The following is an 18,944-nucleotide window of genomic DNA, read 5'->3' as shown; positions in this document are numbered from 1 at the left end:
GCTCACCCCAACCCTCTAAGAGCAAGCTTCGCTTGTCTCGACCCCGCAAGAGCGGGGCGAGGGAGCGCAGAGCGCTAACCCTTCTCTCCCGTCGGCGAGAACAGATAGCCGCCACCACGAATCGTGCGGATCACGGCGGGCTTGGTCGGATCGATCTCGATCTTGCGGCGGATGCGCATGATGCGCAGGTCGACAGCGCGGTCGAATGCTTCGGCGTCGCGCGCATTGGCCAATTCCAAAAGCCGCTCGCGCGACAGCACGCGCTTCGGGTTCGCCGCGAACACTTTCAACAGGCCGAATTCGGACGCCGTCAGCGGATGCTCGTTGCCTTCGTCGTCGCGCAGCGCCTGCGCTTCGAGGTCGAGCCATTTGGTGCCGAACCGCACCAATTGCTCTTTCTCCGCCTTTGCCGGAGCAGCCTCGGGCGCGGCAGCCGTCTTCGCCGGCGTGCTGCGGCGAAGCACCGAGCGGATGCGCGCCATCAGTTCGCGCAGCTCGCAGGGCTTTGCAATGTAGTCGTCGGCGCCGAGTTCGAGGCCGACGACGCGGTCGATCGGGCTTGCGGTCGCCGTCAGCATGATGACGGGGACGTTGATGCGGCTCTTGAGGTCGCGGATGATCGAGAGCCCGTCTTCCTCGGGCATGTTGAGGTCGAGCACCACGAGATCGGGTGTGTTGGACTCGATCTCCTTGCGCAGGCTCTTGCCGCCGTCGCACAGCGTGACGCCAAATCCGTGCATCTTGAGGTAATCGCCGACCATCTCGCGGGCCGGTGCCTCGTCGTCGACGATGAAGATGTGCGGGCTCTGGGTCATGTCGTCTCTGTCGCGGGCAGTGTAACCGTAAACGTCGATCCCTGTCCGGGGCCGGCGCTTTCCGCGGTCACATGGCCGCCATGCATGTCGATGATACGTTTGACGATCGACAGGCCGAGGCCGGTCGAACTTTCCCCGGCCGTCGGCTTGGCCGATAAACGCTGAAAACGCCCAAATAGCCGGCCGAGATCCTCCGGCGAAAGGCCGGCACCCTGGTCGGCGATCCGGATCACCGTGTCGCCGCTCTCATGGGTGACGGTCACCATGATCTTGCCGCCGATCGGCGAATATTTGATGGCGTTGCTGACGAGGTTGTCGATCGCCTCGCGGATCCGGTCGGTATCGCACATGGTGACGATGTTAGGCGGCGCCGACACCGTGATGGCCTGCTGCTTGTTGACGGCCGAAGGCAGGTTAGATTCGGTGACCTCGGACACGAGGGCGGCGATATCGACCGGTTCGCGGCGGATGGTGATGTCGAAGGCGTCCGCCATCGCATCCGAAATCAGGTGGTCGACCATCGTGGTCAGGCGCTTGGTGGCGTCCCTGATGTGCTCGACCTGCGCGGTGACGTTCTCCTTGGGCGAGCCGGCGCCGATCAGCTCGGTCAGCATCTCGGTGCGGCCGAGGATCACGCCGAGCGGATTCTTCAGATCATGCGCGACGGTGCCGAGAATTTCGTTCTTGAAGCCGTTGGCGCGCTGCAGCCGCAGCCACTGCGCCGAGAGCCTGCGGTTGGCCTGCATCAGCGCGCGGGTGCGCTGGGCGACGCGGTCTTCGAGCTGGGTATTGGCCTCATGCAGTTGCCGGTAGAGGATCACGTTGTCGAACGCGATCGACAGCCGGCTGGAGAAAATCTCGACCAGCGCGCGGTCGGTGTCGGACAATTGGCGCTCGGCCTGCAGCAGCACCACCACCTCGCGGCCAGAGCCGGTGCGCAAATAAAGCACGCTGCGGTGGTCGGCGAATTCGTTCTTGCGGCGCTGGAAGGCGGCTTCCACCATCTGCCGCAAATCCGGGTCGAGTGCCTTGGAGCTGGTGGTGCCGATGAAGCGGCTATAGCAGCCCGAGCCGGCCAGCACCGAGAATTCGCTCCCCGCAACGCCGTCGTCGCGCAGCACCAGGATGCCGGCGCAATCGACATTGAGCAGCGAGGCGAGCTGCGTCAGCACGCCTTCGGCCAGCCGCTGCATCGATTTGAAGTCGTAGAGCGTCGAGGCGGCATCGATGATGATTTCAAGCCCGCGGCGCGTCTGCACCATGCGTTCGAGCTGCTGGTAGCTGCGCAGCGCCGCGGTCAGCGAGGTGAACAGCTTGTCGGCCGTCAGCTCGGTCTTGGCCTTGTAGTCGTTGATGTCGTACTGGACGATGACGCGGCGCTCGGGCGCCTGTCCCGGCTGGCCGGTGCGCAGGATGATGCGCACGGTTTCGTTCTTGATCTCGTTGCGGATGTATTCCACGAGCTCGAGCCCCGCGACGTCGGTCTCCATGATGACATCGAGCAGCACGGCGGCGACGTCGGGATTGTCACGCATCAAGGTGCGGCCTTCGGCCGCGGAATAGGCGGAGAGGATTTCCAGCGTCGCGCCGTTGAGGCTGTAGTCGCTCAGCGCAAAGCGGGTGCCCTCATGCACGGCGGCATCGTCGTCGATGACGGCGATCTTCCATTTGCGGGCGGACGAGTCCTCCGGAGCGGCCCCGGTATCGTCGATCAGGTGGAGGACATCGTCCTGTTCGGCCATTGCGAAGTTCCGTCGGCTGCTGTCTGGTCTGTACTCGTGGATCCGCCCTTGGCGACTTTAGGCATGATAATGCGGAATGTGGTGCCTTGTCCCAGCCTTGACTCCAGCATCATCCGGCCGCCGAGCTGTTGAGTGACAAGATTATAGACGATATGCAAGCCCAGTCCGGTGCCGCCTTCGTTGCGGCGCGTCGTAAAGAAGGGGTCGAATGCCTGCCTTTGCACGTCCGGCGTCATTCCGGCCCCGTTGTCGGCAAAGATGATCTCGACATCGTCGCTGCCGCGCGCCCGCGCCGAGATCGAGATCGCGCCGGAGCGGCCGTCGGCAAAGGCATGGTTGGCGGCGTTGAGGAAAAGATTGGTTAATATCTGGCCGTAGGAACCGGGATAGCCGTCGATGACGAGCCCTTCCGGCACGTCGACCGACAGCGTGATCGCGGCCTTCTTCAATACCGGCCGCAGGCTCGCGACGATCTGGTCGGTGGCCTCGCTCAGGTTGAATTGCCGTCGCTCGGCATGCGAGCGGTCCACCGCCACCTGCTTGAACGACTGGATCAGCTCGGCGGCGCGGTGCAGGTTCGCCACCAATTGCCCTGCGGCATCGCGCGAGCTCTTGACGAAGTCGTCAAGCTTGGAACGCCGCAGCGGCCCGCTGCGCAATTCGGCCTCGAACGTATCAGCCCGCCGCGCAAAGCTCGACGCCACCGTCAGGCTGATGCCGATCGGGTTGTTCACTTCGTGGGCGACGCCGGCCACCAGCCCACCGAGCGCCGCCAGCCGTTCGGCGTCGATCAGGTTCTGCTGTGCGGTGTTGAGCTCGAGCAGTGCGCTCTCGGCTCTCTCCTTCGAGGCGCGCAGCTCGTCCTCGGTCTTGCGCTTGGCGATGGCGTTTTCGCGGAAGACGTCGACCGCCCGCGCCATCGCGCCGACCTCGTCCTTGGCGGTGGTGCCCTGCACGCGGCGATCGTAATTACCTGACGTGATCGCATGCATCGCCGCCAGGATCTGCTGCAGCGGCAGGCGGATCGAGAGCGCGATCAGCACGCCGGCGGACAGGATGATGCCGAGGAACATCACCGCGATCGACAGCACCCGGCGCGAGATGGCCGACAACGTCTTGTCGAATGTCTCCTGCGCCTTTTGCTCGCGCTGGCGCATCTTGACCGACAACTCGTCGATGACGGCGATGGCGTCGGCCTGGCTGGCGTCGATGGTATTGCGCAACAGCTCGGTCCTGACAGCGAGTTGCTCGGTCAGTTTGGCCATGCCCTCGCGCAATGCCACCGTCCGGGCCTGCAGCCGCGTCAGCGCCATGCGCTGCAGATCGTTGTCGGCGAGGTCGGCCATCGCGGGGATGGTCTTCTCGATCGTCTCGGTATTCCTGCGGGCGTCTTCGGCGGTGGCCGAGCCCGGCGACAGGTAATAGGCGTTGGCGGCGACCAATAGCGCCGTAAATGCTTCGCGCGATTTTCCAAGCGACGGCCAGATCTGCGCGTCGCGATGCCCAGTGGCACCCTCGATGATCGAATAGAGCCCGGCCATTTCCCTGGCCGGTCCCAGCACCTGCTGCTCATAGGTCTTGGTGATGGTGGCCTGTACGGCGCGCAATTCGCCGAAGCCATTGAGGAAGCGGTCGGTGACCTGTTCGAGCCGCTCGACCGATCCCGAAAGAATCCGGTCGTTCGATGCGCGCGTGGTGAGCGTGCCGAGCACAGCCTCGCGCAGCAGCAGGATCTCGGCGAACAGCTCGGGGCTCGGCTGGTTGATGTAGCGATGGATCAGGTTCTGCAGCCGGCTGGTTTCGCTCTCCAGATGCGCCAGGATCTTGTCGGACTCCCGCACCTGCCGGACATCGTCCCAGGCCGAACCCAGGACGTTGGCGCCGTTCCAGATCAGGACCGCAAGCACCACGACGACGGCGGAGTTCAAGGCTGCGATCGACAGAATGCGCCAGCGGATCGGCACCGCGCGTAGCCACTGGACCACGTGAAACCGGCCGCGCGCGGCGAAGCTCGCCGGCCGTTCCGATGTTCGCGGCTGTTGCGGTGCGCCGATCAAATTCGCTCCATGTTGCGAAGGGGCCCGACCAATAGCGGCGCCATCGTCCCGATCAATGCAACGTTGGTACGGTTCAGATCGGGTGCGCCGGTGCGGGTCCGCTCGAGGGTTCCGTTTTCCGCGCCGGACAGACGAGACTGGAACCCGTCGATACGACATACCTCGCCCCAGGGACCGGCGATGCCGGACTCGCGCGCAAGCGCGCCCGTTGAGACCGCCGTAAGCAACAGCGCGACAACAAGCACGAAGACCCGCGAAAGGTTGGCGCGGCGGTACACGGGCGACAAATCCCCTTAGAGAAGGAGTCTGCAGCGGGGAAAAAAGGTTCAACGTAATTTTAGCAGAATTTGTCGATGGTTGGCTATTGGTGGCGCGGCCGGCTGAGGCTAGCCTGGGGTTATCCTGAGAATTTGGTTACAATCTTGAATTGTGCGTTGCGGTGAGGTCGGCGGATTGAATCCGCCGTCGCAGGGAACTATGAGGACGGCGAACAGGCACGTCGCTGGCGCGGCAGAGCGGGGTAATCACCGGTGAAACTGGTCCTGAGATTCTTGCAATTCGCAGCGCTCGCCGCCTTGGCGCTGGCGTCTCCGGCCCAGGCCGCCACCGAGATCATGTGGTGGCACGCGATGTCGGGGGAACTCGGCAAGCAACTGGAAAAGCTCGCGGCCGATTTCAATGCGTCACAGTCCGATTACCGGATCGTGCCGACCTACAAGGGCAACTACACCGAGACGGTGACGGCGGCCATCTTCGCCTTCCGCTCGCGAAGCCAGCCCGCCATCGTCCAGGTCAACGAGATCGCCACCGCCACCATGATGGCGGCCAAGGGCGCGATCTATCCGGTGTTCGAACTGATGCGCGACCAGTCGGAGCCGTTCTCGCCGGAGGCGTATCTGCCTGTAGTGACCGGCTATTATTCGGACGTCGCGGGCAACATGCTCTCGTTTCCGTTCAACGTCTCGACGCCGATCCTTTACTACAACAAGGATCAGTTCCGCGCCGCGGGCCTCGATCCCGAGGTGGCGCCGAAGACCTGGGCCGAGGTCGGCGCAGCGGCGAAGCGCCTGCGCGCGGCGGGCGCGGCGTGCGGGCTCACCACATCCTGGCCCTCCTGGGTCCATGTCGAGAATTTTTCCGCATTCCACAATCTGCCGCTGGCCAGCAAGGGCAATGGCTTTGGCGGTCTCGATGCCGAATTGACCTTCAACAATTCGGACGTGGTGCGGCACATCGCGCAATTGGCGGAATGGCAGGCGACGAAGGCTTTCGACTATAGCGGCCGCGGGCAATCGGCCGAGCCGCGCTTCCAGAAGGGCGAATGCGCCATCTTCATCGGCTCGTCCGGAACGCGCGCGGACATCAAGGCCAATTCCAAATTCGAGGTCGGCTACGGCATGATTCCGCACCGGCCCGAAATCGCCGGCGCCCCGCAAAACTCCATCATCGGCGGCGCCACGCTATGGGTGCTGCGCGACCGGCCGCGCGCCGAATATGCCGGCGTCGCGCGCTTCTTCGCCTATCTTTCGAAGCCCGAGGTGCAGGCCGCCTGGCACCAGCACACCGGCTATCTGCCGATCACCCGCGCCGCCTTCGACCTCACCCGCGCGCAAGGCTTCTACGATCGCGACCCCGGTGCGGCGATCGGAATCGAGCAGATGACCTTGAAATCGCCGACCGAGAACTCGAAAGGGATCCGGCTTGGCTCCTTTGTGCTGATCCGCAGCGTGATCGACGAAGAACTCGAGCAGGTTTTCAGCGGCAAGCAGTCCGCGCAGGCGGCGCTCGATCTCGCCGTTGAGCGCGGCAACCGCCTGCTGCGCCAGTTCGAACGCGCAAACCCGGAGCAGTAGTTGTCACGTAGCCCGGGTGAAGCGCAGCGCAACCCGGGATTCATCTTGCGGCCGCTGCCCGGGCCCCGGATTTCGCTTGCGCTCCATCCGGGCTACACGCTGCGCTCGCAATGACGTCAGACAAAGTTCAGCATCACCATGACTGCATCCCTGCCGGCATTCCCCGACTACGAACCGTTCCGCACCTGGCGCGCCGATCCGGCGCAATGGCTGCCGATCGCGCGCGATATCGCCCGCAGCAATGGCTTGGCGTGCGCCGCGCCGCATGTGTTCTCCACCGGCACCAATCTCGTCCTTGCCCTCGACGAAAACCTCATCCTGAAGATCTTCCCGCCGTTTCTTCGCGCCCAGTTCGTCTCGGAACAGGGCGCGCTGGCGCAGCTTCAGGGGCGGCTTCGTATCGCAATCCCCGAAATCGTCGTCGAAGGGGAGCGCGACGGCTGGCCATATCTCGTCATCACGCGGCTAACCGGCGCGTTGGGCGCGGATGTCTGGCCCTCGCTGCCGGAAGCGGACAAGGAGCGCGTGCTGGCTGAGATCGGCGAGACCATCGCCGAGGTGCAGCGCGCCCCTGTCGGACCGCTTGCGCAGATCGAGCCTGGCTGGGACGCTTTCATGCGCCGGCAGATCGAAGGATGCCGCGCCCGGCACGCGCGGCTCGGATTGCCGCAGAAATTTCTGGATGGCCTCGACGACCTGCTTGGCGATGCAGCCACATTGACCGCGCTGAACGGGCCGCCGGTGATCCTGACCGGCGAATACATCCCGGAGAACTTTTTATTGAGCCGCGGCGGTTCGGGTTGGCAACTCGCGGGACTGTTCGATTTCGGCGACGTGATGACGGGGAGGGCCGAATACGACCTGCTAGGTCCAAGCGCCTTCATGACCGCAGGCGTGCCGCGACGAGTGCAGAGCCTGTTCGCCGGCTTCGGATATTCGGCCGCGGATGTCACGCCCGATCTGAAGCGGCGATTGATGGCGCTGATGCTGCTGCACCGGGCCAGCGATCCGGTCAGGCACTTCTGCATCGAGGGTTGGCAGCAGAAGGCCGCCAATCTCAGGGAATTGCAGGATCTGCTCTGGCCGATCTGACCGTCGCCCAGCAATGGAGCGCTCAAAATTCTTGCATACTTTATGAGCAAATCTGCCGCTTTGTATGCAATTCGACGGGATGTCGCACCTCGGTGTGGCGCCCATTTCTTTTTGAATTTCAAGCCGCATCAATCGGTTAGGGCGGGAGAAAGCTTTCTTTAACGGTTGGCACAAACCTTGCGATTCCATCTCCAGGCCGTTTTCCCTCAGGCGTTTGGAGCATCACCCATGAAGCGTCGCGATTTCCTCAAATCCGTGTCGGGGCTGGCGGCTGCCGGCGCGCTCACGCCGGCGCCGGCGATCTGGTCTTCCGCCAAGGCGCAAGCGCGGTCGGAAACGCTGCTGATCGTCTCGGAAAGCGGCCCCAACAATCTCGACATTCATGGCGTGGGCACCAACGTGCCCGGCTACGAGGTGTCGTGGAATTGCTACGACCGCCTGATCAGCCACGAGATGAAAAGCGGTCCCGGCGGCGTGCCGTATTACGACCGCGACAAGTTCAAGCCCGAACTCGCCGAGGACATGAAGGTCGGCGACATGTCGGTGACCTTCAAGCTGAAGAAGAACGCCAAATTCCACGACGGCGCGCCCGTCACCGCCAAGGATGTCAAATGGTCGCTCGATCGCGCGGTCAGCGTCGGCGGCTTCCCCACGTTCCAGATGGGCGCGGGCTCGCTGACCAAGACCGAGCAGTTCGTTGTCGTCGACGACAACACAGTGCGGATCGATTTCGCCAAGAAGGACCGTCTCACTCTTCCCGATCTTGCCGTCATCGTGCCCTGCATCGTCAATTCCGAACTGGTGAAGAAGAACGCGACCGAGAAGGATCCGTGGGGCCTCGAATACACCAAGCAGCAGACCGCGGGCTCCGGCGCCTACAAGGTGACGAAATGGACGGCGGGCACCGAAGTCGTCATGGAGCGCAACGACGAGTGGGCCGGCGGTCCCTTGCCCAAGGTCAAGCGCGTCATCTGGCGCATGGTGCCGCAGGCCGGTAACCGCCGCGCGCTGCTGGAGCGCGGCGATGCCGACATCTCCTATGATCTGCCGAACAAGGATTTCGTCGAGCTGAAGGACAGCGGCAAGCTCAACATCGTCTCGGTGCCGTATTCCAACGGCGTCCAGTATATCGGCATGAACGTCAAGATCGCGCCGTTCGACAACCCCAGGGTTCGCGAGGCGGTCGCCTGCGCTATCCCCTATCAGAAGATCATGGATGCCGTGCTGTTCGGCCTCGCCAAGCCGATGTTTGGCGCGCCTGCGGATAAGGCCACCGAGGTGGCGTGGCCGCAGCCGACCAAATACGTCACCGACATTGCGAAGGCCAAGGCGCTGCTGGCCGAGGCCGGCCACCCCAACGGTTTCGAGACGACGCTGTCGTTCGACCTCGGCTTTGCCGGCGTCAACGAGCCGCTCTGCGTGCTGGTGCAGGAGTCTCTCGCCCAGATCGGCATCAAGACCACTATCAACAAGATTCCCGGCGCCAACTGGCGTACCGAACTGAACAAGAAAGTGCTGCCGCTCTATACCAACGTGTTCTCCGGCTGGCTCGACTATCCCGAATACTTCTTCATCTGGTGCTACGACGGCAAGAATTCGATCTTCAACACCATGAGCTACCAGTCCAAGGCGATGGACGAGTACATCGCCGGCGCCGTCGACGCTGCGGCGATCGGCAACACCGCGAAGTACGACGCCGACGTAAAAGGCTTCGTGGACCTCGCCTTCAAGGACATCCCGCGCATCCCGCTGTACCAGCCCTACGTCAATGTCGCGATGCAGAAGAACGTATCCGGTTATCAATACTGGTTCCACCGCCGCCTCGATTACCGCGCGCTGGTGAAGGCGTAAGTGGGCGAATGGTGAGTGACGAGTAGCGAATAGGGGGCAGCGGATGGCTTCACACAACGGCAATTATCTACTCGCCATTCGCTATTCGCCATTCGCAAGCGCGGAGCGCGCCCCATGCTGACCATGATCGGCAAGCGGCTGATGTTCGCGATTCCCTCGCTGATCGGGGTCGTGATCGTCACCTTTCTCCTGACCCGCGCGCTCCCCGGCGATCCCGCCGCCTATTTCGCCGGGCCGGCGGCGAGCAAGGAAGCGATCGAGCAGATCCGCAAGAAACTCGGTTTCGACAAGCCGCTGATCGAGCAGTTCTTCCGCTACACCAACGATCTCGCGCATGGCGATTTCGGCACGTCGCTGACGACGGGCCAGCCGGTCGCGACCGAAATCCGTAACCGCCTGCCGGCCTCCGCCGAGCTGACGCTGCTTGGCCTCATCGTCTCGATCTCAATCGCTATCCCGCTCGGCGTGCTGGCCGCGACCCGGCCGGGCTCCTGGATCGACCACCTCTGCCGCGTCACCACGACGGCCGGCGTGTCGCTGCCGGTGTTCTTTACGGGGCTCGTGCTGGTCTATCTCTTCTATTTCAGGCTCGGCTGGTCGCCGGCGCCGCTCGGGCGGTTAGATGTGTTCTACAGCGCGCCGCCGACCGTGACCGGCCTTTATCTGATCGACGCCCTGATCGCGCGCGAGTTCGAGACGTTTCGTTCGGCGCTGAGCCAGTTGATTCTGCCGGCGGCGACGCTGGCGATCTTCTCGCTGGCGCCGATCGCCCGCATGACGCGCGCCTCGATGCTGGCGGTGCTGGCCTCCGACTTTGTCCGCACCGCGCGCGCCAGCGGGCTCTCGCCCTCGACGGTGATCGTCACCTACGCGTTCCGCAACGCGATGCTGCCGGTCATCACCACGCTCAGCATGGTGTTCTCCTTCCTGCTGGGCGCCAACGTGCTGGTCGAGAAGGTCTTTGCCTGGCCCGGCATCGGCTCCTACGCGGTGGAAGCGTTGATTTCGTCTGATTTCGCGCCGGTGCAGGGTTTCGTGCTGACCATGGCGGTCATGTACGTGCTGCTCAATCTCTTCATCGACATTCTCTATGGCGTAATCGATCCGCGCGTGCGGCTGGAAGGGTGAGGTTGGAAGATGAGTGCCGTTCTGCCTGCCGTTGAACCCTCCGGTCCCGCCCGTACTTCGGGGCTTGCTGCGATCTTCGAACACACCCGCTATGTGCTGGGCGAGAACCGCGTCACCGCCTTTGCCTTCGGCCTTTTGGTGATCATCCTGTTCGCCGCGATCTTCGGGCCCTACATCGTGCCCTACGATCCACTCGCCAGCGATACATCAGCGGCGCTGAAACCGCCCTCGGCGGCGCACTGGTTCGGCACCGATCAATTGGGCCGCGACATCTTCAGCCGCGTCATCGTCGCCACACGGCTCGATACGTTCATCGCGGTTGCCTCCGTGGCGCTGGTGTTCCTGATGGGCGGGCTCGCCGGCATCGCCGCCGGCTATTTCGGCGGCTGGACCGACCGCATCGTCGGTCGCATCGCTGATACCATCATGGCGTTTCCGCTGTTCGTGCTGGCGATGGGCATCGTGGCAGCGCTCGGCAACACTGTGCAGAACATCATCATCGCCACCGCGATCGTGAATTTTCCGCTCTATGCGCGCGTCGCCCGCGCCGAGGCAAATGTCCGCCGCAACGCCGGCTTCGTGCAGGCGGCGCGGCTGTCCGGCAATGGGGAACTGCGCATTCTGCTGGTGCACATCCTGCCCAACATCATGCCGATCATGATCGTGCAGATGTCGCTGACCATGGGCTATGCGATCCTCAACGCCGCCGGCCTCTCCTTCATCGGGCTCGGCGTGCGGCCGCCGACGGCGGAATGGGGCATCATGGTCGCCGAAGGCGCCACCTTCATGGTCTCGGGCGAATGGTGGATCGCGCTGTTCCCGGGGCTTGCGCTGATGATCGCGGTGTTCTGCTTCAACCTGCTCGGCGACGGCCTGCGCGACATCGTTGATCCGCAGCGGAGGACGTGATGGCTGATTCAAGCTTTGCGCGTCTCTGCCCCCGCATGGGGGGAGGAAATGCGACAGAAGTGCTGATCGTTCTACTTTGCATGGGGTTGTTTTCGAGATTTTTGCGGAGGTCATCATGACGGCCCAGCCGTTGCTCGAAGTCCACGACCTCACCGTTGAATTCACCACCCGGCGCGGCATCGTGAAAGCGGTGCAGCACGTCAACATTTCTGTCGCCAAGGGCGAGACGCTCGGCATCGTCGGCGAATCCGGCTCCGGCAAGTCGGTAACTTCTTATGCTGTCATGCGCATCCTCGACCGCGCCGGCAAGATCGCCGAGGGCTCGGTGATGTTCTCCGGCATCGACGTCAAGGCCGCGAGCGAAAACGAGATGCGCGATTTGCGCGGCCGTGAAATCTCGATGATCTTTCAGAACCCGCGCGCGGCGCTGAATCCGATCCGGAAGGTTGGCGACCAGATCGAGGACGTGCTCCGCCAGCATGTGCAGAGCGCCGCCAGCGACCGCGGCGAGAAGGCGATCGAGGCGCTGGAGCAGGTTAAGATCGCCCGTCCCCGCGAGCGTTATCACGCCTATCCGTTCGAACTATCGGGGGGCATGTGCCAGCGCGTCGTGATCGCGCTGGCGCTGGCCTGCAATCCGCAGCTTCTGATCGCGGACGAGCCGACGACGGGACTGGACGTCACCACGCAGAAGGCGGTGATGGATCTGATCGTGGAGCTTACAAAACGCCGGCACATGTCGACGATCCTGATCACGCACGATCTCGGCCTCGCCGCCGCCTATTGCGACCGGGTGGTGGTGATGGAAAAGGGCCGGGTGGTGGAGACGGCGAAGTCGGCGGATATTTTTGCCAAGCCCGAGCACGCCTACACGAAAAAGCTGATGCGCGCGACGCCAAGGATCGGCGTGTCGTTGCGCGATCTGCTGCCGGAAGAGGACGGCGCGGCATTCTCCGCAGCCTCTCCCCGCGCGCGGGGAGAGGCCGACGCGCATAGCGCGGCGGGTGAGGGGCTCTCTCCACGAGTCGCGCTTGCGGAAACAGCCCCTCACCCCGACCCTCTAAGAGCGAGCTCCGCTCGTCGCGACCCCGCAGGCGGGGAGAGGGGGGAAGCAAAGCCCCTTCTCGTCGTCGAAAAGCTCGTCAAGGAGTATCCGCGCCAGGGCGCGAGCGCGGTGCTCTCAAAATTGTTCTCCCGCAAGCCGCCGGTGCAGGCGGAAATATTCCGCGCCGTCGACGGCATCAGCTTTACGGTCGGTCATGGCGAGAGCGTAGGTCTCGTCGGCGAATCCGGCTGCGGCAAGTCGACCACCTCGATGATGGTGATGCGGCTTCTCGACCAGACCTCCGGCCGCATCGTGTTCGACGGCGAAGAGATCGGCGCCATCATGCCGCAAGCCTTTGCGCGACTGCCGCTGCGCAAGAGCATCCAGATGGTGTTCCAGGACCCGACCGACAGCCTCAACCCGCGCTTTACCGCGGCGCGGGCGATGGCCGATCCCATTATGCAGCTTGGCGACATCAGGGGGCGCGACGCGCTGCGCGCACGCTGCGAGAAGCTTGCCGGTCTGGTCGGCCTTCCCGTCGATCTGCTCGATCGTTTCCCGCACCAATTATCCGGCGGCCAGAAGGCCCGCGTCGGCATCGCGCGGGCGATTGCGCTGCATCCCAAACTTGTGATCCTCGACGAGCCGACAGCGGCGCTCGATGTTTCTGTGCAGGCCGTCGTGCTCAATCTGCTGCAGGATCTCAAGCAATCCATGGGCATGAGCTATTTATTCGTGTCGCATGATCTGAATGTGGTGCGTTTGCTATGCGATCGTGTCATCGTGATGCGTGCGGGACGAATCGTCGAGCAGGGCTCGTCCGAACGCGTGCTCGGCGATCCCAAGGATGCCTACACCAAGGAATTGCTGACGGCGATCCCGCATCCGCCGTTGCCGGTTCACTAGACAGCATGATCCGGAAAAGTGGACACCGGTTTTCCGAATAGATCATGCCAAGTAAGAGAGTGCGAGCGAAATGGCTGCCGAACCCCTGGACGATTACATCAATGCCGTTGCGAAAGCGCTGGCCCTGCCGGTCGAAGAGACCTGGCGGCCGGCGGTGCGCGCCAATCTCGAAGTGTCGCTGAGGCTGGCGCGGCTGGTCGACGAATTCCCGCTGCCTGATGAAACCGAGCCGGCCAGTGTCTACACCGCCTGATAGCGCCATGACCGCAAACACCGACGGGCTGTCGGCCCAACAAATCGCGCAGGCCGTAACGGACGGCAAGCTTTCCGCGCTCGATGCGACCGAAGCGGCGCTGGCGCGGATCGCCAAACATGATTCCGTGCTGAACTCGTTCACGGACGTCACGGCCGAGCGTGCGCGCGCAAAAGCCCGCGCGGTCGATGCCGCCATCGCCGCTGGCCAAAAAGTCGGGCCGCTGGCTGGTGTGCCGTTCGCGGTGAAGAACCTGTTCAACGTGAAAGGTCTTGCCACCCGCGCCGGATCGAAGATCAACCGCGATCTTGCACCCTCGACGCGCGATGCCACCCTGATTGAACGCATGGAGGCGCAGGGTGCTGTGCTGGTTGGCGCACTCAACATGGGTGAATACGCCTATGATTTCACCGGCGAGAACGTGCATGACGGCCCGTCGCGCAATCCGCATGATCCGACGCGGATGACCGGCGGTTCCTCCGGCGGCTCGGGCAGCGCGGTCGGCGGCGGCCTCGTTCCGATCGCCCTGGGGTCGGATACCAACGGCTCGATCCGCGTGCCGTCATCGTTCTGCGGCATCTTCGGCCTGAAGCCGACTTACGGCCGGCTGTCACGCGCCCGCTCGTTTCCCTTTGTCGCCAGCTTGGATCATCTCGGCCCGTTGGCGCGCAGCGTCGGCGATCTCGCGCTGGCCTATGACGCGATGCAGGGAGCGGATGCCGACGATGCGGCATGCACGACGCGGCCGGTCGAGCCGGTAACGCCGCTGCTGGCCCAGGGCATCGACGGCCTGCGGGTAGCGTTGGCCGGCGGATACTTTCAGAAGAACGTCTTTCCGGAAGCCATCGAGGCCGTGGCGCGCGTCGCCAAGGCCCTGAACGCGACGCAAACGGTTGAAATTCCCGAAGCCGCGCGCGCCCGCGCCGCGGCTTACGTGATCACCACCACCGAGGGAGCTTCGTTGCATCTCGACCGGTTGCGCAAGCGGCCGAACGATTTCGATCCGGCGGTGCGCGACCGCCTGATCGCGGGCGCGATGGTGCCGGCGCCCCTGGTCGACCGCGCGCAAAAATTCCGCCGCTGGTATCGTGCAAAAGTGCTGGAGCTGTTCAAGTCGGTGGATGTGATCATTGCGCCGGCCACGCCCTGCATCGCGCCGAAGCTTGGGCAGGTGAACTTCGAGCTCGATGGCGTCGAACTGCCGGTGCGCGCCAATATTGGCATCCATACCCAGCCGATTTCGTTCATCGGCCTGCCCGTGGTCGCGGTGCCAATTCCGCTGGTGCCGATGCCGATTGGCGTGCAGATCATCGCCGCTCCCTGGCGAGAAGATATCGCGCTGCGCGTTGCGCAGGCGCTGGAGCGCGCCGGCGTCGCCACCGCGCCGATCCCGAGAGGATTGTAACGATGGACATCGATCTTCCCGACGTGCTGGCCGAGGTGACCGCGCAGTTCCAGCGCTATGAAAAGGCGCTGGTGTCGAACGACGTGGCGGTGCTCGACGAGCTGTTCCGCAACGATCCCCGCACGCTGCGCTACGGCATCGGTGAAAATCTCTACGGCTACGATGCCATCATGGCGTTCCGCGCCGCGCGCTCGCCGGTCGGGCTGATGCGGCGGACCGACAAGACCGTGATCACGACCTATGGCCGCGATACCGCGGTCGCCTCGACGCTGTTCTACCGCGAAAGCACGCCGGGCAAAGTGGGGCGGCAGATGCAGACCTGGATACGGTTTTCCGACGGGTGGAAGATCGTCGCGGCGCATGTCAGCGTCATCGACGAGCCGAAGGGGCAATAGCGATGAGCCTTGATGATCTTCCGGCACGTGGACCGCACGCCGGCGCCCAGCCGGAGACAGCGGTCCGGCGCGTCGATCGGCCCTCGCCCTTGCGGGACAAGACCACACGGGCGGAAGAACTGCGGCTGCAGCTCGCCGACGAGATCGTGCGCGGCGTGCTGCCGCCGGGATCGGCGCTCGACGAGACCGACATCGCGCGGCGCTTTTCGGTGTCGCGCACGCCGGTGCGCGAGGCGCTGCGGCAATTGGTGGCGAGCGGCCTGGTCGAGGCGCGCGCCCATCGCGGCGCCGTGGTGGCGCAGCCGTCGCTCGACCGTCTGACCGAAATGTTCGAGGCGATGGCGGAGCTGGAAGCACTGTGCGCGGGGCTGGCCGCCGAACGGATGCCGCCGGGGGAGCGCCAGAAGCTGGAAGCGATCCATGAGGAATTGCGCGTGCTTAGCCACGCCGGCAATCCCGAGCGCTTTCACGCGGTCAACGAGCGCTTCCACAACGCGATCTATGCCGGCTCGCAGAACGGCTACATCGCCGAGATGACGCTGGCGACCCGGGTGCGGGTGCAGCCGTTTCGCCGCGCCCAGTTCCGCAATCTCGGGCGTCTGGCAAAATCGCACGCCGAGCACGACCGCGTCGTCGTCGCGATCATGCGCGGCGACAAGGCGGGCGCTGCGGCCGCGATGCGGGCGCACATCGAGTTGGTGCGCGGGGAGTATGAGATTTACGCGGTGTCGGTGTAGGCCTCCGTCATTGCGAGGAGCGAAGCGACGAAGCAATCCATCTTTCCGCGGTGTGGAGAGATGGATTGCTTCGCTTCGCTCGCAATGACGGCTAAACCGCCGCCTTGTCAGCCATGAACGCGCGCCAGCCGCCGTAAGCGGAAATATCACGCGCGCCGTCGATCGCCACGGGCTCCACCACAAAACCCTTCACGCCCCTGCCGTCGGCCAGCCGTATCGTGCCGATCCCGAGCGGCGGCGGAATCGCGGCGACGAATTTGCCGAAGGCTGCCGCCGACAATGCCCATAGCTCCAGCTTGATCGAATGTCCCTCGCCCGCATCTACGCGCAGCATGCCGGGCTTCGGCGGCACCGTGTCGAGCGCGTAGAGTTTGTAATCCGGCGCGGTTGTGGTCGCTTCGAGCAGGCGGGCGCCGAGCGCCTGCAGTTCGCCGTTGAGCGCCATGCCCGAGAGATGCGCGCCGACCACGGCGATCGCGATTTCATCGCCGCTCGCGCCGGCCGGCAATGCGGCGAGCGTGGGCTGCATCACGCCCTTGGCGCCCATCGCCAGTTTGGTGTCGGCGTGAAACACCCGCCCGATGCTGGCAAGCTGGGCGTCGCGCCCGGCAGGCGCCAGCAGCGTGATGCCGAACGGAATGCCGTCGCCCCGCATCGCGGCCGGCAGTGCAAGGCCGCAGAGGTCGAGCAAATTCACAAAATTGGTGTAGGTGCCGAGCCTGGAGTTGAGCTCGACCGGGTTGGCCAGCACCTGCGCGGTCGAATAGGCGGTCGGCGCCGTCGGCAGCACCATCGCGTCGAAATGGGCAAACGTTCGTTCGGCCGCGCGCCGCAGCGCCTGCAGGCGATAGAGCGAAGCAAACGTGTCGGCGGCGGTCAGCTGCGCCCCGGCCGCGGTGATCTCGCGTGTCACCGGATGGATCGCATCGGGCGAGGACGACAGCAGATCGCGGATCACGAGATAACGCTCGGCGACCCAGGGGCCCTCATACAGCAGCCGTGCGGTCTCATAAAACGGTTCGAGGTCGAATTCGACCAGCGTGGCGCCGAGTTGTGTCCAGCGCTTGAGCGCCTCGTTATAGGCTTTCTCGGCGGCGCGGTCGCCGAAGAAGATCAATTGGCCGTTGCGCGGCACCCCGAGCCGGAGCGTGCCTGGAAATGCCGACATCGGCGCAAGCGGCCGGTCGCGCGAGAACGGATCGGCGCCGTCAGGTCCGGCCATCGCCGAAAGAGCGGTCATCGCGTCGTCAACGGTAAGTGAGAACACCGAAATACAGTCCAGCGTGCGGCACGCCGGCACCAGTCCGGCATTGGAGATCAGCCCGAGGCTCGGCTTCAGGCCAACGATGTTGTTCAGCATCGCCGGCACTCGGCCGCTGCCCGCGGTATCGGTGCCGAGCGCCAGCGGCACGAGGCCAGCGGACACGGCCACCGCCGAGCCCGAACTCGATCCGCCCGGAACGAGATCGGCGCGGATCGGATTGACGGGAATGCCGTAGGGCGAGCGGACACCGACGAGACCGGTCGCGAACTGATCGAGATTGGTCTTGCCGATGACGATGGCGCCGGCCGCGCGCAGCTTTGCCACCGCCGTCGAATCCTGCGCCGGCGTATAGGAGAAGGCCGGGCAGGCCGCCGTGGTCGCTAAGCCCAGCGCATCGATATTGTCTTTCACCGCGACGGGGACGCCGAACAGCGGTAGCGCTGCGGCGTCCTTGCTCGCCAGCGCCTCGGCCTCCTTGCGCGCATCCTGCTCGTCGCGCAGGCTGATGAAAACGGCGGGATCGTTATGGGCGCGGATGCGCTGATAGGAGCGGGCAATGGTTTGCGCCGGGGTCATGGCGCCGGCGCGATGCGCGGCGACGATGTCGGCAATGGTTTCAGGCGTGTCGGACCCCATGGCGAGCAAAACTCCAGCGAGCAATAGTTACCGGGAGTGAAGCAAGCGATGTGCCATTGTGTACAATGGCTCCGTCAAGTCGATCCTGAAGGATAAATACGTAGTATCAGATGCTTATTATGTAGTTTGGCTCACTCGGCGGGCATGGCTGAAGTGATGCATGCTTAAAATTTAGGCGAACGCGGCCTTGGTCGAGGCGCTGGCCGCGATCACGTGAACGCAGACAGAATCTGCAGCAGCCGCTCCCGGTTCTCCTTGCCGATCTTCTCGGCCACATGGCGCTCGTGCTCGGCGGCGAGCCGCTTGAATTGCGCCAGCGCCGTCCGGCCCCGCGCGGTCAGGTGCAGCGCATGGGAGCGCCGGTCGGTGGCCGATTTGATCCGGCTGACGAGATTGCGATGTTCGAGGCTGTCCAGCAGGTGCACCAGCCTGGCCCGCTCGATCCCGAGCCGTTTTGCCACCGCCATCTGGCTCAGGCCCGGGTTGGCGCCGATCACCGTCATCACCGAATACTGCGTCGGGCGGATGTCGACGGCGCCGAGCGTGCGAATGAAGTCCTGAAAAATCCAGATCTGGAAGCGGCGCACCGCATAGCCGGCGTGACCGGCCAGCGCATCGAGGCCGATCTCGCCATTCATGAGATCGTTGTGCGCGCTGCCGTTTCCATTTCGCGTGCGGCCGGGGCGTGGCCCGATACCGGCGCGCGGCTTGGCAGTTCGTGACTTGGCAATTCTGGGTGCCTGACTGTTCCTCGTCATCCTTCCCTTTTAGCGCTTCGCGAGAGCAAGGGGAAGATTGTTGTTGACGACAACAATTGTTGTGCTCAACATTAGCGTCAAGCCAGCCCGTTCGAGGC

General features: G+C 64.2%; 16 protein-coding genes. 10 read left to right on the top strand and 6 right to left on the bottom strand.

Annotated elements, in window-relative coordinates; all coding sequences use genetic code 11:
- Positions 1 to 74: 74 nt before the first annotated feature.
- From ACH79_RS08455 to ACH79_RS08440, 4 genes are all read right to left on the bottom strand, one after another.
- On the bottom strand, positions 75 to 815 hold the full coding sequence (locus ACH79_RS08455; protein ID WP_161850607.1) for a response regulator: 741 nt from the start codon (positions 813 to 815) through the stop codon (positions 75 to 77).
- Positions 812 to 2,557 (bottom strand): DUF3369 domain-containing protein, encoded by a 1,746-nt coding sequence (locus ACH79_RS08450; RefSeq protein WP_161850606.1) that lies wholly within the window; start codon positions 2,555 to 2,557, stop codon positions 812 to 814. Before ACH79_RS08450 ends, ACH79_RS08455 begins: the two co-directional genes overlap by 4 nt.
- Positions 2,527 to 4,542 carry a HAMP domain-containing sensor histidine kinase gene (locus ACH79_RS08445; protein WP_246738653.1) on the bottom strand — a complete coding sequence of 672 codons (2,016 nt, stop codon included), beginning with the start codon at positions 4,540 to 4,542 and terminating at the stop codon, positions 2,527 to 2,529. Before ACH79_RS08445 ends, ACH79_RS08450 begins: the two co-directional genes overlap by 31 nt.
- A 68-nt stretch (positions 4,543 to 4,610) precedes the next feature.
- Complete coding sequence (locus ACH79_RS08440) at positions 4,611 to 4,892, bottom strand: hypothetical protein (protein ID WP_161850605.1); 282 nt, start codon at positions 4,890 to 4,892, stop codon at positions 4,611 to 4,613.
- 258 nt (positions 4,893 to 5,150) lie between these two features.
- Between ACH79_RS08440 and ugpB the strand changes: the two genes are divergently transcribed.
- The 10 genes from ugpB (at position 5,151) to ACH79_RS08390 (ending at position 16,188) form a co-directional block, all read left to right on the top strand.
- Entirely contained in the window at positions 5,151 to 6,467 is a 1,317-nt protein-coding gene (gene ugpB / locus ACH79_RS08435) for a sn-glycerol-3-phosphate ABC transporter substrate-binding protein UgpB (protein ID WP_246738652.1), read from the top strand.
- Between the two features lie 138 nt (positions 6,468 to 6,605).
- Positions 6,606 to 7,559, top strand: a complete 954-nt coding sequence (locus ACH79_RS08430) for a phosphotransferase (RefSeq protein WP_161850603.1) — start codon at positions 6,606 to 6,608, stop codon at positions 7,557 to 7,559.
- Between the two features lie 228 nt (positions 7,560 to 7,787).
- Positions 7,788 to 9,410 (top strand): ABC transporter substrate-binding protein, encoded by a 1,623-nt coding sequence (locus ACH79_RS08425; protein WP_161850602.1) that lies wholly within the window; start codon positions 7,788 to 7,790, stop codon positions 9,408 to 9,410.
- Positions 9,411 to 9,524: 114 nt separating this feature from the next.
- Positions 9,525 to 10,538 carry an ABC transporter permease gene (locus ACH79_RS08420; protein WP_161850601.1) on the top strand — a complete coding sequence of 338 codons (1,014 nt, stop codon included), beginning with the start codon at positions 9,525 to 9,527 and terminating at the stop codon, positions 10,536 to 10,538.
- Between the two features lie 9 nt (positions 10,539 to 10,547).
- Positions 10,548 to 11,447: an ABC transporter permease gene (locus tag ACH79_RS08415; protein ID WP_161850600.1), complete on the top strand. Its 900-nt coding sequence runs from the start codon at positions 10,548 to 10,550 to the stop codon at positions 11,445 to 11,447.
- A 115-nt stretch (positions 11,448 to 11,562) separates the two neighbouring features.
- On the top strand, positions 11,563 to 13,398 hold the full coding sequence (locus ACH79_RS08410; RefSeq protein WP_161850599.1) for an ABC transporter ATP-binding protein: 1,836 nt from the start codon (positions 11,563 to 11,565) through the stop codon (positions 13,396 to 13,398).
- A gap of 70 nt (positions 13,399 to 13,468) precedes the next feature.
- A complete protein-coding gene (locus ACH79_RS08405) occupies positions 13,469 to 13,651 on the top strand; it encodes a DUF4089 domain-containing protein (RefSeq protein ID WP_161850598.1) in 183 nt (60 codons plus the stop codon).
- A gap of 7 nt (positions 13,652 to 13,658) precedes the next feature.
- Positions 13,659 to 15,056 (top strand): AtzE family amidohydrolase, encoded by a 1,398-nt coding sequence (locus ACH79_RS08400; protein ID WP_161850597.1) that lies wholly within the window; start codon positions 13,659 to 13,661, stop codon positions 15,054 to 15,056.
- A gap of 2 nt (positions 15,057 to 15,058) precedes the next feature.
- A complete protein-coding gene (gene hpxZ, locus ACH79_RS08395; RefSeq protein WP_161850596.1) occupies positions 15,059 to 15,451 on the top strand; it encodes an oxalurate catabolism protein HpxZ in 393 nt (130 codons plus the stop codon).
- A gap of 2 nt (positions 15,452 to 15,453) precedes the next feature.
- Positions 15,454 to 16,188 (top strand): GntR family transcriptional regulator, encoded by a 735-nt coding sequence (locus ACH79_RS08390; RefSeq protein ID WP_161850595.1) that lies wholly within the window; start codon positions 15,454 to 15,456, stop codon positions 16,186 to 16,188.
- A 91-nt stretch (positions 16,189 to 16,279) separates the two neighbouring features.
- Here ACH79_RS08390 and atzF read toward each other — a convergent pair whose 3' ends face one another.
- Together atzF and ACH79_RS08380 are read right to left on the bottom strand one after the other, a co-directional pair.
- Positions 16,280 to 18,088 carry an allophanate hydrolase gene (gene atzF, locus ACH79_RS08385; RefSeq protein WP_161850594.1) on the bottom strand — a complete coding sequence of 603 codons (1,809 nt, stop codon included), beginning with the start codon at positions 18,086 to 18,088 and terminating at the stop codon, positions 16,280 to 16,282.
- A gap of 209 nt (positions 18,089 to 18,297) precedes the next feature.
- The gene (locus ACH79_RS08380; protein ID WP_161850593.1) at positions 18,298 to 18,726 is read right to left on the bottom strand and encodes a MarR family winged helix-turn-helix transcriptional regulator; all 429 of its coding nucleotides are present in this window, start codon (positions 18,724 to 18,726) and stop codon (positions 18,298 to 18,300) included.
- Positions 18,727 to 18,944: the final 218 nt, after the last annotated feature.

The sequence above is a fragment of the Bradyrhizobium sp. CCBAU 051011 genome, from assembly GCF_009930815.1.
Classification (GTDB): Bacteria; Pseudomonadota; Alphaproteobacteria; order Rhizobiales; family Xanthobacteraceae; genus Bradyrhizobium.
This window is presented reverse-complemented; position numbering and strand designations above follow the sequence as displayed.